11 protein-coding genes and 1 pseudogene are annotated in these 15,724 nt (G+C 44.2%); 10 read left to right on the top strand and 2 right to left on the bottom strand.

Annotated elements, in window-relative coordinates:
- Positions 1–166: 166 nt before the first annotated feature.
- From H6F74_RS10660 to H6F74_RS10640, 5 genes are all read left to right on the top strand, one after another.
- Positions 167–2,347, top strand: a complete 2,181-nt coding sequence (locus H6F74_RS10660; protein ID WP_190440389.1) for an ATP-binding protein — start codon at positions 167–169, stop codon at positions 2,345–2,347.
- 19 nt (positions 2,348–2,366) lie between these two features.
- Positions 2,367–2,558, top strand: coding sequence for a hypothetical protein (locus H6F74_RS10655; RefSeq protein WP_190440386.1), 192 nt, complete (start codon positions 2,367–2,369; stop codon positions 2,556–2,558).
- Positions 2,559–2,586: 28 nt separating this feature from the next.
- Positions 2,587–3,843: a PAS domain S-box protein gene (locus H6F74_RS10650; RefSeq protein WP_190440384.1), complete on the top strand. Its 1,257-nt coding sequence runs from the start codon at positions 2,587–2,589 to the stop codon at positions 3,841–3,843.
- Positions 3,840–5,714 (top strand): ATP-binding protein, encoded by a 1,875-nt coding sequence (locus tag H6F74_RS10645; protein ID WP_190440381.1) that lies wholly within the window; start codon positions 3,840–3,842, stop codon positions 5,712–5,714. The genes H6F74_RS10650 and H6F74_RS10645 overlap by 4 nt, the downstream gene beginning before the upstream one ends.
- Before the next feature lie 97 nt (positions 5,715–5,811).
- On the top strand, positions 5,812–6,255 hold the full coding sequence (locus H6F74_RS10640; RefSeq protein WP_190440379.1) for a hypothetical protein: 444 nt from the start codon (positions 5,812–5,814) through the stop codon (positions 6,253–6,255).
- 336 nt (positions 6,256–6,591) lie between these two features.
- On the opposite strand, the gene H6F74_RS10635 is transcribed toward H6F74_RS10640, so the two are convergent.
- Complete coding sequence (locus tag H6F74_RS10635) at positions 6,592–7,425, bottom strand: hypothetical protein (protein ID WP_190440376.1); 834 nt, start codon at positions 7,423–7,425, stop codon at positions 6,592–6,594.
- A 497-nt stretch (positions 7,426–7,922) separates the two neighbouring features.
- Between H6F74_RS10635 and H6F74_RS10630 the strand changes: the two genes are divergently transcribed.
- Together H6F74_RS10630 and cysE are read left to right on the top strand one after the other, a co-directional pair.
- Positions 7,923–10,322: a PhoX family phosphatase gene (locus tag H6F74_RS10630; RefSeq protein WP_190440372.1), complete on the top strand. Its 2,400-nt coding sequence runs from the start codon at positions 7,923–7,925 to the stop codon at positions 10,320–10,322.
- Positions 10,323–10,488: 166 nt separating this feature from the next.
- Positions 10,489–11,256: a serine O-acetyltransferase gene (gene cysE, locus H6F74_RS10625; protein ID WP_190440369.1), complete on the top strand. Its 768-nt coding sequence runs from the start codon at positions 10,489–10,491 to the stop codon at positions 11,254–11,256.
- Positions 11,257–11,313: 57 nt separating this feature from the next.
- On the opposite strand, the gene H6F74_RS10620 is transcribed toward cysE, so the two are convergent.
- Positions 11,314–11,892, bottom strand: a complete 579-nt coding sequence (locus tag H6F74_RS10620) for an Npun_F5749 family FMN-dependent PPOX-type flavoprotein (RefSeq protein ID WP_190440366.1) — start codon at positions 11,890–11,892, stop codon at positions 11,314–11,316.
- A gap of 176 nt (positions 11,893–12,068) precedes the next feature.
- On the opposite strand from H6F74_RS10620, the gene nrdJ reads away from it, so the two are divergent.
- The 3 genes and pseudogenes from nrdJ to H6F74_RS30975 all read left to right on the top strand — a co-directional run.
- On the top strand, positions 12,069–15,326 hold the full coding sequence (gene nrdJ, locus H6F74_RS10615; protein ID WP_190440363.1) for a ribonucleoside-triphosphate reductase, adenosylcobalamin-dependent: 3,258 nt from the start codon (positions 12,069–12,071) through the stop codon (positions 15,324–15,326).
- A gap of 26 nt (positions 15,327–15,352) precedes the next feature.
- Entirely contained in the window at positions 15,353–15,529 is a 177-nt protein-coding gene (locus H6F74_RS10610; RefSeq protein WP_190440360.1) for a hypothetical protein, read from the top strand.
- Between the two features lie 43 nt (positions 15,530–15,572).
- Positions 15,573–15,724 (top strand): annotated as a pseudogene (locus H6F74_RS30975) (RNA-guided endonuclease TnpB family protein); the annotation flags it as partial.

Genomic DNA, 15,724 nt, shown 5'->3' with positions numbered 1-15,724 from the left:
CCCCCAATTTTAATCCGTAAAATTACTTACTTTATCCTGTGCTTTCGGGTTACTGAAACTTTTCTTAGGTATTTTTTCGCTTTTAAATTATAAATCATATGTGTTATTTTTCGTGTGTATATTATGAATTACTTCTTATTTTTGTGTAATTAGAGCTAGCGAAAAAATGTCTTTTATAGTTAAGTTGCCAAATCGCTATCAAAAATTTTCACCAACTCAGTTTAACCGCCTAACCAGTCGCTTAGGTATTAGGCAGAAAATCGTTTATGGATATAGTCTAGCGATTAGCATTGCCGTCCTGGGCGGAACTACTGGCATTATTTTCCAACAATACAATTATGCGCGGGCGGCGGAACAAGTTGATAAAGTGCGTGTCAGGATAAATTATCTAAATGATTTACAAACAGCTATAATACAGGCTCGCTATCAACAGCGACAATTACTTTTTCTGTCAAATGATATCCAAAAGTTAAAGCAAAAAACTCCAGCTTTAATTCAAGAACTTATTAAAATTAAAAAACTAATTGCAGAAACTCAAATTTTTCTCAATAACTCTACTCCATATTTTAGTGATTTAGGTGAAGATAAGGATCTGCTGGCTCGACATTATGCCCAGCTAACATCTTTAATCAATAAATATGAAAATATACTCCAAATATATTACCCAGAACTAGAGACTGTGCTGAAGGGAATTGAACCGTCTACTGTAAAGACAGAGGTTCCATCAGCACAGCAAGCGATCATCAAGTTTATCAATGCTAAAACCGCTGTTCGCTTGAATTATCTTACAGACGAGCTGTCAAAACTAATTAATCTCTATCAAGAACGAGAAGCAAAAGCAGGAGATAGACTCTACGATGAAGCAGGGGATCTGGGGAGTCTGATTATTATTATTAGTTTGCTCGTATCAGCAGCGATCGCAGTTATTTTAGCAGTTTATACCAGTAAAGCGATCGCGCAACCGATTGAAGCTATCACCAAAGTTGCTCAACAAGTGACAGAGGAATCAAATTTTAACCTCCAAGCACCCGTGACGACTGAAGATGAAGTTGGGAAGTTAACGATTTCTCTCAACCAAATGATCCGGCGAGTTGCAATTTATACCCAAGACATAAAGCAGAAACAACAGCAGCTTGATAACTTCTTCAATATTTCGTTTGATATGCTTTGTATAGCTGGTTTCGACGGTTATTTTAAGTTCGTTAACCCAGCTTTTGAAAAAACTCTTGGCTACACCCCCGAAGAACTCCTTAGCAGCCAATTCATCGATTTCGTTCATCCTGAAGATAAAGCAGCAACTATCGCCGAATCGGAAAAACTTTCCACAGGTATAACAACGTCTTACCACTTCCAGAATCGCTATCGCTGCAAAGATGGTTCCTACAAATGGCTGGCGTGGACATCTGTGCAGTCTCTCCAAGAAAAGTTAATTTATGCGAGTGCGCGTGACATTACTCCTACTAAAGTTGCGGAGGAAGCATTGCGTGCACAAGCAACTAAACTTTCTCAAACTCTGCAAGAACTGCAACAAACCCAATCTCAGCTAATTCAAACTGAAAAAATGTCCAGCCTCGGTCAGATGGTAGCTGGTATTGCTCATGAAATCAATAACCCAATTAATTTTATTTACGGCAATCTTGAACATACCAGCGAATATCTTCAAGACTTGCTTAGATTGGTGCATATTTATCAGCAGCACCCATATTCATCTCCTGAAATTGAGGAGGTTAGCAAGGAAATTGACCTAGAATTTCTTACTGAAGATGTACCTAAAATGTTGTCTTCTATGAAGGTAGGAGCTATGCGGATTCAGCAGATGGTTTTATCTTTGCGAAACTTCTCGCGTCTAGATGAAGCCGAGGTTAAAGACGTTAACTTACACGAAGGTATTGATAGCACGTTGTTAATTTTGAGCAACAAATTAAAAAAAGAAGTTAAGGTTATTAAGCAATATGGTAATTTGCCTCTAATTGAGTGCTATCCAGCGCAAATAAATCAGGTATTTATGAATATTATCAGTAATGCTATTGATGCGCTATTAACTGATGAAAAGAAATCAAATAAGCAAATAATAATTAAAACAATAAAAACTTCTAATAACCAAATTCAAGTGCGAATTCGGGATAATGGTTCAGGAATCCCATCGCATATTAAAAATAAAATATTTGACCCATTTTTTACTACTAAGCCAGTAGGTCAAGGTACAGGTTTAGGGCTTTCGATTTGCTACCAAATTATTGAAAAGCATGGAGGAAAAATTTCTGTAAATTCCCAGATAGGTGAGGGAACGGAGTTTGCGATCGCTCTCCCACTGAAACAGACATCTTCTCAACCCGTCTCGGCTTAATCTTAAGCTGTCATGCCTAGTGGGTGCAAGCGTAGTGAAGCATCTGGAGCAATTTGCCAAACGGGATATAGCCTTTTGTTGCATATCCTATAGAAATACTGACATCCGGTGTGCGATCGCGATCGCTGCACCCCGTATTACTCGCAATTGTATAGAGACTTTATACATGACCTATTATATTCAGAAATTAATGCTTAAAATGCCAGTATAGTCAAATCAAACCCAACTTACTTCCCAAAATGACTAGCCAGGATCTAAAAGTACAGAACACTGAGCAACAGCTAATACAAACGCCTTTACGGGACGAAGAACTATTTCGGATTGTAGCAGATACCGCCCCCGTAATGATTTGGTTATCTGGCACTGACAAACTCTATTATTACTTTAATCAAGTCTGGCTAGATTTTACCGGGCGAACAATAGAACAAGAAATGGGTAATGGCTGGGCGGAAGGCGTTCATCCAGAGGATTTGCAGCATTGTTTAGATATTTATATTACAGCCTTTGATGCCCGTGAAAAATTCCAGATGGAATATCGCCTTTTGCGTGCTGATGGCGAGTACCGCTGGATTTGGGATACAGGAACGCCTCGGTTTCTACCGGATGGCAGCTTTGGGGGTTACATTGGTTCCTGTGTTGATATTAGCGATCGCAAGCAAACTGAAGCTGAACGTTTGTTACTGTTAAATGCAGTTGAAGCAAGCTTAAACGAAATTTATATTGTTAATGCCAAAACTCTTCGCTTTCAGTATGTTAACGCGGGTGCTAGGCGCAACTTAGGCTATTCTCTGGAAAAGATGCAAACTCTTACACCCCTTGACATCGATCCAGAACTAGATGAAGCTTTTTTTTGTAACTTGATTGCACCTTTGCTGCAACACGAGCAAGAAAAACTACAGTTTCAAACAGTCCACCAGCGTGCTGATGGCAGTTTCTATCCAGTAGAAGTACACCTACAACTAATTGTACAAAATGGAGAATCAGTATTTTTAGCTGTTATTCTCGATATTACAGAGCGCCAAATAGCAGAAGCAGCTTTGAAACAGTCGAATGAAGCCTTAGAAATCAGAGTAGAAGAACGTACAAATATCTTAAAAAATGCCATTAATCGTTTAAAAGCCGAGGTCGCTGAACGCAATCAGACAGAGATTGCATTGAGAGAATCTGAGGAGCGTTATCGTCGCATTATTGAAACGAGCTTAGAAGGCGTTTGGATTATTGACAGTGATAACAAGACCAGCTTTGTCAATCCCAGAATGGCAGAAATGTTGGGCTACAGCGCCCAAGAAATGCAGGATAAGTCGCTATTTGATTTTATGGATGATGAGGGAAAGGCGATCGCATCCGCCAATGTGGAACGTCGTCGCCAAGGCATTAAGGAAAACCATGATTTCAAATTCACTCGCAAAGATGGCTCTCCTATGTGGGCAATTGTTTCCACAAAACCCATCTTAGACTCACAAGGTGAGTATTTGGGTACTTTGGGGATGATTTGATTACAGACATCACAGAACGCAAAGCCACTGAAGATGCACTGCGCTCAAGCGAACAACGATATCAAATATTAGCTAAATTGTCCCCAGTAGTGATATTTCGCACAGATGCGCGAGGAAACTCTGTGTATGCTAACCAGCAATGGCGTGACATTACTGGACTTACGAAAGAAGGAACACTGGGAGAAGGCTGGATAAAAGCCCTACATCCTGACGATCGCGATCGCGTATATTCCGAATGGCATCAAGCAGTAACAGATAATTTACCTTTTCAATCCGAGTTTCGGCTGATTCGAGCCGATGGGTTGGTAACTTGGGTTTTAGCTCAAGCAGCAGCTGAAATCGGGTCAGAGGGATTGAAAAGCTATATCGGCACTATGACTAATATTAATCAAAGCAAAGCTGCTGAGGAAGCACTACGACAATCGGAAGTACGGCTGAGAGAAAAAGCCAACCGGGAAAATTTGCTAAACCGTATCACTACCCAAATTCGCAACACTCTCAACCTGGATACAGTTCTGGAAACAACAGTGCAAGAAATCCGCAGCTTATTGCAGATTGAGCGCTGTGGCTTCGCCTGGTATTACCATGACAGAGAAGAACCTGGTTGGGAGGTGATTAAGGAAGATCGACTTCCGGATCTTCCCGATTCTAGGGGTTACTACCCGGCGGCGGTGGTGGGGTTAATCGCGGAAAAACTGTTGGATCTGGAAATACTGCGGATGGATGATGTCTACAAAGAAAGCGATCGCGTCTGGCAGGAACTTATGCGTTCTCTTAACTATGCCTCGGTGTTGGTGCTGCCAATTCAAACTCTCTCAGGCACTATCGGCGTTATTATTTGTAGTAATTCTACACCGAGAGCTTGGAGCGATGCCGAAGTAGAACTGCTTTGTGCCGTTACAGATAACCTTGCGATCGCTATTAACCAAGCCGAACTCTACGCCGCTACCCGCACCGCCGCCCGACAATTCCAAGAACAAGCAACTAAACTAGAACAAACTTTATACGAACTCCAGCAAACCCAAGCCCAACTCGTGCAAACCGAAAAAATGTCTAGCTTAGGGCAGCTAGTTGCTGGAATTGCCCACGAAATTAACAACCCCGTCAACTTCATCTACGGCAATCTGATTCACACTGATAATTACATCCAAGACCTGCTTAACCTACTACATCTCTATAACAAAAACTATCCTAATCCCACTGCGGAAATTCGAGACGAGATAGAAGCAATCGATGTAGATTTCCTCGTCGAAGACCTACCCAAAATGCTGTCTTCAATGAAAATCGGTGCTGAACGCATTCGTCAAATTATCTTATCTCTGCGTAATTTCTCGCGACTGGATGAAGCAGAAATGAAGGCAGTTGATATTCACGAAGGTATTGATAGCACCCTACTAATTCTGCAAAATCGTCTGAAAGCTAAGACGGATCATCCCGGCATTCAACTAATAAAAGAATACGGTAACCTGCCGCAGGTAGAGTGCTACGCTGGACAGTTGAACCAAGTATTTATGAATCTGATCGCCAATGCCATTGATGCTTTGGAACTGGAGACTTGCGACTGGGCATTAGGCACTGGAAAAAACTCTTCCCAGTCCCCAATCCCCACAATTCGGATTTCTACCAAAGTGCAAAACAACAATCAAGTTGTGATTCGGATTGCAGACAACGGGCCTGGGATGACACAAGCAATGAAACAACAACTGTTTAATCCCTTCTTTACTACCAAACCAGTAGGCAAAGGCACTGGACTTGGTTTGTCAATTAGTTATCAAATTATTGTCGAAAAGCACGGAGGCGAATTGAACTGCATTAGTGCGCCTGGAAAGGGGACAGAATTTGCCATTAAAATTCCCATTCGGCAGATTTAAAGATTAGCAACAGTTTTATTTAGAATTAACCAAACTTTACTGAATCCTTAATCTTGAGAGTGCTACTCTGTGTAAACCTTGATGATGAATAAAAGCAATGGTTATCCGCATCTGGCGAATTTTAGCTACATTTTCAATTTTAAGTAGTTTGGGCGCGATCGCTTCTCCAGCTTTATCTGAACCTACGACAATTGATCTCTTCCTCAGCCCCAACTCCAATCAAGCTTATGAAAACGTTGTCGAAGAAGCAGAAACCGTAGCCACTATTTCCATCGACCAGGAATTATCACAAAGTCCTGAGACTACCCAAATTTATCTCCGAGTTTTCGGCGACGTTAAAGGACAAATTGTCCCACTTCTGTTTTCAAGAGTCTCTCGTTCAGATTGGCAACAAGACCCTAGAATACATCGTTGGACTCGATATTTTATTACTTCTGGATTGCTGCTAGGTTTTGACGATTCTTCTGTTTCACCTACAGACATTGCTCCTATACGAAGTAGAACCAGACTCGAAGACGATCCCGGCTTTCGAGATGATTAAGCTAACTTCTTTCTCGTTCCCAGGCTAGAACCTGGGAATGCGAATGATAAGGCTATAGCCTCATTTATTCTTTGCGATAATTGTAGTAGCACCTCTATCATAAAATGTTTGGTTAATTGTAAGTTGAGTAGAGCAACAGCGAAACCCAAAATAACTATTTATATAGCATTTTCCTCTCCTTTAGAAACATTATCTTTATTAAAAAGCTACCTTGGCGAAAACCAACATAAATTTACTTTATCAGCCATTGCGATAATCAAAGCCTGGAAACGATAAAAAAGTAGGAGCGCAATTAATTACACCCCTACAACAGGCAACAACAGTTAAAATCTAAATTTAAGAAACAAAATCTGTTTTTTTCTTACCCCGCTTCAACATCGAAACTGTTCCCAAAGCTCCAAAAAGTAGCATACCTAGCGTAGGTGTAGTTTCCGGAACAACTTGCGCCTTATCAATCAATAAAGCTGAAATACGTGTTGGCTCTCCTACATCCACAACCCCAATTCCTAATGTATATTCCCCAGAAGTTGGAATCTTGTAAGAGAAAGTCTTAAATCCAGTCTCCTTAGCAAGGCTAGTAGAAGAATTCTGGAATTCTGAAATTGTATCCGCTAAGGTGAAAAGTTGGGTGCCAGAGTCTGACTTTAGGGATACGAAAGCAAAATCATTGAAGTCAGGATACGTAAGATCACCAACAGCGACTTCCCCAACAGACTCATTTGTGAGAAAATTCCAAGAGAAAGATAAAACCTGCCCAGAACCTGCTCTAAAAGTCTGTTTTATTGCCGATCCCTCAATAGGTTCTGCGGTAGCAATATCATATAAAGACTTATCTCCTAAAAATGTTGAGAAACCCAGGAATCCCTCTAAGCTAGATTCTTCAGCAAAGCCAGAAATGAAGGCGACAGGCGCTGCATCCCCACCAAAAATTTCAATTGAGTTATCATCAAAACCAATCACTTCGCGGTAAGCAGTTGATAGAAAAGCTTGAGAATTTCCTTGTACTGTTCCACTGCCAAAAGCAGAATTTTCTATCCTGTAGTCGCCTAGGGTTTGCCAACTACCGAAGCTTTCTTCAAACCCGCCATTTAAAATTACAGCATTTGCTGCATCAGGCAAAGCTACACTTGCAAACAGTGCAAGTGTAGTAAAATAGGTAATGCCCCTCATTTGTTACTCCTTATTTGCTTAGGTTTAAACGCGATCGCATTATCCACTGCTAATTTTTAGCAGCTTGACTCAAATTAAGTCTAGTATATTTACTGACGTACTTAGATTAAAAGCATTAAACATTAAGTAAGCTTTAATGGAAGGTTAAGAAGTTCTAAATTGATGTTTAATTCTGATTTTGAAAGCTTCTTAAGAACTTTAATGCCTTGTTAATTTTTTATTAACCAACTGATTAAAGAACCTTAATTTTACGTAAGTAGTATTTATGGTGTGCGTGTAAACACGCAAATGATTTTTACCAGTCGGGCGTGGAGGGAGCCGTCACCTGTGTTAAGGAAAGCGCGCAGTAGGTATTATTCCTAATCCCAGCTCAAACCACACCGATGTTGTTAGGTAATGGTGTGTTAACTAGCGGTTGACATAATTGCTGTGACTTGACTATAAGTTCCCAGCATTTTTTGTGCGCCAGTCTTGCGATTCCTTAATGAGGGTTTTTCATGTCTAAGCTTAGTCGGAGGCAACTACTTGTTTTCTTTGGAGCCAGTGCTGGTGCTGCGGTACTAGCTCCTGCTGTAGAAAACAGAATTTTTGGGCTTGATTCAGGCATCGCTGAAGCAATACAGCCTCTGAAATTTACGCCATTGCGTCTACCACATCCTTTGCCAATTTACACAGAGCAGAACAGCTATTACGCAACGGCAATTGGTCAGGGAACCGTAATAAATAAATCAGCAGATCCTAGATTAGGAACTTACAACATTCTTGATGACGTTGTAGTGCCGCCGGAATATGAACGTTATGTAATTGTACGCTGGGGCGATCGCGTCTTCCCTAACCAAGAAGAATACTTTGGTTACAACAACGACTACACCGGCTTTATTCCCCTCAATGGTAGGAACCCCAACGACGGCTACCTTTGGGTTAACCACGAATATGTCTCCTACCCATTTTCTCTTGCTGCTCCAGGCAGCTCAGAGGATTTAGCACAATTCCCCGAATCGTACCCTTTGGTTATTGGGCAAAATTTGCCGAGTGACAGAACGAATATCGAACTCTTGGGCGAATTTTTGTACAACATGGGTGGCTCTATTGTCCGGATTGCCCGTGCAGACCGTGGCGGACGCTTTTCTGTTGTCCGTGATCCCAAAAATCGACGCCTCCACCATCTTTCAGGTTTAGGGATTAACTCTCAACGTTCCGATGCCTATAAAAATGTCACATCCTGGGGTTCCAAGAGCTACCAGCAAGGGGATCAAAATTACCTAATTGGCACTGGGCCAGCCGCTACTCAAGTCTTCCCTCTGAGTTCAGATGGACTGGGTAACAAAATTATCGGCACTGGATACAACTGTTCTGGCGGCACCAGTCCTTGGGGAACCATTCTATCTGCTGAAGAGAACTTCCAAGCTAGTACCGCCTTCTTCGTTGGAGTAACAGAACCCGTAAACGCCAACGGCACGCAGACAGGTTATATTGCAGGCACTACCGGAGCGACCTTTGGCTTCGTCGGGGAAAAATATGGGTACATGGTCGAAATTGACCCAGCAGACCCCAATTTCCGCCCCCGCAAACACACCGCTTTAGGTCGCTTCCGCCATGAAAATATTGCCATGCGGGTTGAGGCTGGAAAACAATTAATTGGTTACATGGGTGATGACCGACGCGGAGGTCACACTTGGAAATTTGTCAGTTCCGGTAGAGTTAGCTCTCCCACTGATAAGAACAACAGTCGCTTATTTGAAGACGGCACTCTGTACGTTGCCCGTTACAACCCTAACGGTACGGGTGAATGGATTCCGCTGAGATTAAATACCGCCACCAATCCAATTCCTCCCTCAGTTCTTGCCTCAAGGGAAATTGCCGCATTGGGCAAAGCGACCCGCAATGGTCGTACCCCAATACGACGCTTCGGCCCCACTCAAGACCCTGCACAAGGTAGTATCTTCCAGGGCGTTGACATAACCAATGAAGCGACAATTCTGCCCAGTTATCGAGGTAAGAAGCTATCAGATTTCTACACCAGCCAGGGTGCTGTGCTAGTGGATGCCTTTTTAGCTGCTAACTTGGTTGGCGGAACTCCGACGGCTCGTCCCGAAGACCTAGAAGTTAATCCACGCAATCCCAGAGAAGTGTTCATCGCCTACACAGACGGCGCTCCAGGCAGCGATGGCTATCCTGACTCACGGATCTTTGTAGTTTCTAAGTACAGCGCTGACATTAACGCGCCCCAGCCATCCGGGGAACTTTTCAAGATTATTGAAGATAGCGTCGATGGCACGGGTACCACCTTCCGCTGGCAGCGATTTGCTAAAGGTGGGGAAGTGGGAGCCAACCCTGGAGATGGTTTCGCCAATGTGGATAACTTAGCGTTTGACAGCCAAGGTAACATCTGGGGTGTCACCGATATGTCTACTAGCGCCCACAATGGTTTTGATGTTGGTGCTGCCGCAACTCCCTTAAACATCGACCATAGGGTAGTGGGTGCTAACTCGCCTAGTCAGATTGACTCTAATCTCAATGTTGAAACTTCTAACTTGATTGGGGTGTTTGGCAATAACTGGTTATTCTTCATTCCCACCGCTGGGCCTGATGCTGGCGCAGTCGTACCCTTTGCCTATGGCCCACCGCGTTGCGAACTGACTGGCCCCACATTCATTGGGGATACGCTGATTCTTTCAGTGCAGCACCCCGGCGAAGAGGTGCCATTCACTCCCCAACAAATCCTGAGTCGAGATATCGAGATTCTGGACTTGACTGGAACCAGCGTCTTTAATCAACGACGCACTGTGCCTCGTGGCAGTAATTGGCCCAGCAACATTGAGGGCAATCCTCAAGGGCCACCACGTCCCTCAGTGATTGGGATTCGCCGCAAACAGTCAAATGGCAGGTTTGTCTAAAAAGTAAAAGCCTGTTATGTAAAAAGCAAAAGATAAAATTTTCCCTCGTTCTCTGGGTATATGCCTGGGAACGAGGGAAAATTTTAGGTTCGGTTTCCCCGATCGGGAAAATCACTGAGAACGATATGATAGATATGGTTTATTTTGCCAAAATTGGTAAACGCCTGTGCTATCTACGCTTATAGCTGACTTTCGCATCATCTTCGAGCGTGACCCCGCCGCCCGCAACTGGCTGGAGGTTCTGTTTTGCTATCCAGGTTTGCAGGCGCTGGTATTCCATCGCTTTGCTCATTGGCTATACGTCCTGGGAATTCCCTTCATCCCTCGATTGATTTCCCAACTAGCTCGCTTTCTTACTGGCATTGAAATTCACCCCGGTGCTGTAATTGGACGGAGTGTTTTTATTGACCACGGGATGGGTGTAGTGATTGGTGAAACCGCGATTGTGGGAGATTATGCTCTCATTTATCAGGGTGCTACTCTGGGCGGTACTGGCAAGGAGGGCGGTAAGCGTCACCCCACGCTAGGAGAAAATGTCGTGGTGGGTGCTGGTGCTAAAGTTCTGGGTAATATTCAAATCGGCAACAGTGTCCGCATCGGAGCTGGGTCGGTTGTTTTGCGCGATGTCCCTTCCGATTGTACGGTGGTCGGCGTTCCAGGTAGAATTGTCTATCGCTCAGGTGTCCGGGTGAATCCACTGGAACATGGAAGTTTGCCCGATTCTGAAGCCGCGGTGATTCGCGCTTTGGTAGACCGCCTAGAGTCGCTGGAACAACAGTTGCAAGAGCTACAAAATCAACAACCTGCTCATGCGTCAACTCCTGCTCAATTGGTGGCGGCAAATAACTTATCGAATGCTCCAGCAGCCGTGGCTCCCAGTTGTCGCCTCAAGGATGGGGTGATTCAGCAATACTTGGATGGTGCTGGTATCTAATATCAATAAGGCAAATGTTAGAAGGCAAAAAAAATTGTTTTTTTGCCTTCTAATGCTTTATGGATTCACAGATTGAGTAGTCCAGATTTGCGAATCTAGGCTGTATAGCCACCGATTTTGCGGTTCGCCTCGCAATTCTAAATGATCTACCTGCACGGGTTCGAGGAGTAGTAGACAAAAATTCGCTAGTGGTTGGGCTGGAGCGGGTGGCGGTGGCGAAAAGGCAGCGGCATCAGCTCTGGTTTCGCGAGGCGCTGGCCACGCAAATTGCACGCGAGCGGCATCTGAGAGGTCTTTCCAGGTGGTTTGACGTGCTTGTTGTAGGGCTGGGTCGGGATGCTCTTGTTGCACCAGGGTTAGCCTACCTGCGAGGCGAAATTGTTCGCGGGTGTTGGTGAAGTACCAGCAAGCTTCTCCCCAAGGCTGATGCTCAATTTGCTCTGGTTTCTGGCTGCGGGAATCTATGACAAATTTCAGTTGGTTGGTGTCTGGTAGAAATCCCCGAAATACCACAGTACGGTTGGCAGGCCGTCCATCAGCCCGAACGGTGGCTAACTGCAAGTAGCGGCAATGAGGCTGGCTGTCATTGCGATGTAAGGCACTGGCTAAGGGCGATCGCCACGGAGCAAGGGACATTAAAGTAATTTTGAATTAGGAATTGGGAATTGGAAAAAATTCTTATCTAGTTGCTAGTCCCGGCTGCAACCTACATATAGCGCATTTTATGTATTTTGGCAAGTTTTGACCCCATATGAGCGATCGCGTATAGTCTTGATCTATCGATCAGTCCCAAAGATAATCTGACTTGACTTATGGTTCGAGAGCTTGAGCGAGTACGCCAAAATAGCAAATTTCCTGAAACTGCACCAGCAGGCTTACCTGTATTTTTTAGAACGTATAGCCGCCGCACCGAAGCTGGGCGCGAGACGTGGGAAGAAGTATGCGCCAGAAGCGTCCGTGGTTTAACCAAATTAGGTAAGCTTACCCCAGAAGAGACAGCCCTACTAGAACGGATGCAGCTCCAGCTCAAAGCATTGCCTTCTGGTCGCTGGTTGTGGGTAGGCGGTAGTGAATGGATCGAGCAACAACAAAACTTTTCCGGCGCTTACAATTGTACCAGTACAAATGTACTGGATTGGCGTGCCTTCGGCTTAATGATGGATCTGGCGATGATGGGCTGTGGCACAGGTGCCGTCCTCGAACCAAAATACATCAATCAACTGCCACCCATCCGCAATCGCCTGATTGTAACTATACAAGGGGATGTAGGTAGCACCCAGCCACACCTTCGGCGCGAACAGACAGAAGTTCAGGTGGAAGGCAATAAGGTACTTATTTATGTGGGAGACAGTCGCCAAGGTTGGGTCAAATCTTATCAAACATTGTTGGAATTATCCACGGATGAACAATTTTCAGAAGAAGTCAACATATCAATTGACTTGAGTGATGTTCGTGCTGCTGGAGAACCCCTTAAAGGCTTTGGAGGCGTTGCTAATCCTGTTAAGTTACCAGGACTTTATGAACGCTGTGCGGCAATTTTGAATAAAGCTGTAGGACGACAATTAAACTCAGTTGAATGCTGTCTGTTAATTGATGAAGCCGCAGTAGTCGTAGTAGCTGGCAATGTGAGAAGGTCAGCTGGCATGAGGCAAGGCATTAGCGATGATGAATTGTTTGCCAGCGCTAAAGGCAATCTTTGGCAGCAGGATGAAAATGGCAACTGGCGGATCGATCCAGATCGAGATGCTTTGAGAATGGCGAATCACACGCGAGTTTTTCACCACAAACCAACTCTTGAAGAGTGTGTAGAAGCTGTTAGAAAACAGTATTACTCCGGTGAAGGCGCGATTCAATGGGCTGGAGAAGCTATAGCTAGAGCTAACTGCGATTTACTATTTTCACCCCAACTAAGAACTGATTTTCTGAAAGCTTATGACCAAGGAAAAGCTCAAGATTGGTTACTAGAACACTACCCCAACATAGATCCTTTGGAAATAGAGCATAGATTAGCTCGTGTTGGGTTGAATCCTTGCGGTGAGATAATTGGCTCTAACTTTCACTGCGTTAGCGGTGACACGCTGCTAATCACCAGGGACGGAATGGGCAAGATAAAAGATGTAATAGGCTCTGAAGTTGAAATTTGGAATGGGCAACGATGGAGTCAAGTGGCACCATTTAAGACAGGTAGCGATCGCAAACTGTATCGAGTTCGGTTTGGAGATGGTTCTTACCTAGATGTCACTGAGTATCATCGGTTTTTTGTTAAGGATCGCTTTGGCAAGGTTTACAAAGAAGTTCAAACAAAAGATTTAATGGATACCAGCCAATATGCCATCCACACAGAACCTTTTACAATTCAGTATGAGGACGGATTGAATGTCGCTCCAAGTTACGCCTACACATTGGGGGTAGCGGTAGGAGATGGCACTACAGACACAAATGATAATGCTAAAGTTAGGCTTTACGAACACAAAGCAGCTTTATGCGTATCAGGGAATAAATCTCCAGAAAGAACCTATGACTATTTGCCTGCTTTTACCGATGTAACAGACTTGGGTTTCTCTGGAGAATTTCTAAAAAGCTTAAAGGCAAATCCAGAATCGCTAAATGCAATTGCTAGTTGGAACCGTCAAGCAATTTTACATTTTATTGCTGGTTTAGCAGATACCGATGGTTCTAATACAGCCAGCAACGGCATCAGGATTTATATCTCAGACTATGACCGCGCCTACCGAGTGCAGTTACTCCTGACAAAATGTGGCATCCGTTCATCAGTTAATCTTTGCTCTCACAAAGGAGCAATTACAAATTACGGTGTCAGAAGCCGGGATTTGTACTACTTGCAAATAACTGAATGTGGCGATATTCCTTGTCAACGTTTAGATGTTAGCAAAGGAACGAATGCTAAGTACAAAGGAAAATGGCAAGTAATTAAGGGTGTAGAAGAATTACCAGGTCTACACGATACTTTCTGCTTTAATGAGCCAGAGTTGCATAAGGGTGTATTTGGCAACTCTTTAACAGGAAACTGTAATCTTTCAGAGATTCATCTCAATCAAATTGACCCACATAACTACAAAGAACAAGAGGAAGCTTTCACAGCAGCAGCATTATCAGTAGCCTCACTGTTAAATCACGAATTTGTCGAAGAACGTTACCGAAAGTCACGCGAACTCGATCCAATTGTCGGCGTATCTTTTACAGGATTGTTCGACTTTTTTGTGATGGCTTTTGGCGTGGATTGGTTGCGGTGGTGGGAAGCTGGACGACCCGACACCGTGGAAGGATTGGAGTTTAAGCGACAAGAGCAAGAATATTTAACTCGTTGGCGAGAAATTGTGCATCGAACCGTGTGGGATTATTGCGATCGCCATTCCCTAAAACGCCCGAACCGTTGCACCACAGTTCAGCCTTCTGGCACGAAATCCTTACTGACAGGCGCTTCCCCTGGTTGGCATCCCCCGAAGGCGCAACGTTTCCTGCGGCGCATCACATTTAGAAAGAATGATCCTGTAGCCTTGGCGTGTATCGACTACGGTTACAATGCCGTTCCGTCTCAGTCTGACAAAGATGAAAATGGCAATCTCTTGAACGATCCCTTCGATCCCCGATGCACGGAATGGCTGGTGGAAATTCCCGTCGCCGTACCTTGGGCTGATTTGCCAGGTGCCGATCAAATCGAGATCGGCAAATTTAGCGCGATCGCGCAAATGGATTTCTATATGCAAGTCCAAAAATTCTTTGTGCGACACAACACCTCAGCCACCATTGAGCTGCGCGAACATGAGATAGAAGCTTTAGGTAGTAGCATTTACCAAGCTATTCAAAATGATGAAGGCTACATCTCAGCCGCACTTTTGGCACGTTTCGATGCTCACCAAACCTTCCCGCGCTTGCCATTTGAGCCAATCACAAAACAGCAGTACGATCAGTTCAAGCAAGAAGTGGAACTGCGACGGCAGAACGAAAATTTTCATGCTGCCTTAAGTCGCTACGATGCTGGCTACTCAATGGAAGCTGGCCCTGCTGGGTGTGATTCAGATAAGTGTCTTTTTTCGGAGCAAAAGTAGGTATAGGGGAGGCAAAAACAGTCAGATTGTCAACTAAAACCGCAGGAGTCCCCCGCCATAAAACGAGCGTAGCAATGTTTTTGGCGGCGGGAGGAATGCGGGTGAGAGAGGAAGCTCCTCCCCATTGCCGATTTCGACCAACGGGAGGACAGGCGACGGGGTGTGCGACGAACGAACAAATACTATATCTGTACTTGCTATGATCACTTTCACGCGATACGGTAAGACTACTATCTCGTGAAGAAAATGCAAGTTATTACCGCCAAGCTAAAATTAAACCCCACAAGAGCAAAAAGACGCTCTGCGTGAGGTTTCTTTAGCTTATCGGGACGCTTTGAATTACGCTTCACAAGTAGCTTTCGATAACGATAAGACCAGCAATGGTAATAAGTTACAGA

This window comes from Trichocoleus sp. FACHB-90 (assembly GCF_014695505.1).
Taxonomy (GTDB): domain Bacteria; phylum Cyanobacteriota; class Cyanobacteriia; order Cyanobacteriales; family FACHB-T130; genus Funiculus; species Funiculus sociatus.
Note: the sequence above shows the minus strand (reverse complement) of the source record. Positions and strands in the feature narration are given on the sequence as shown.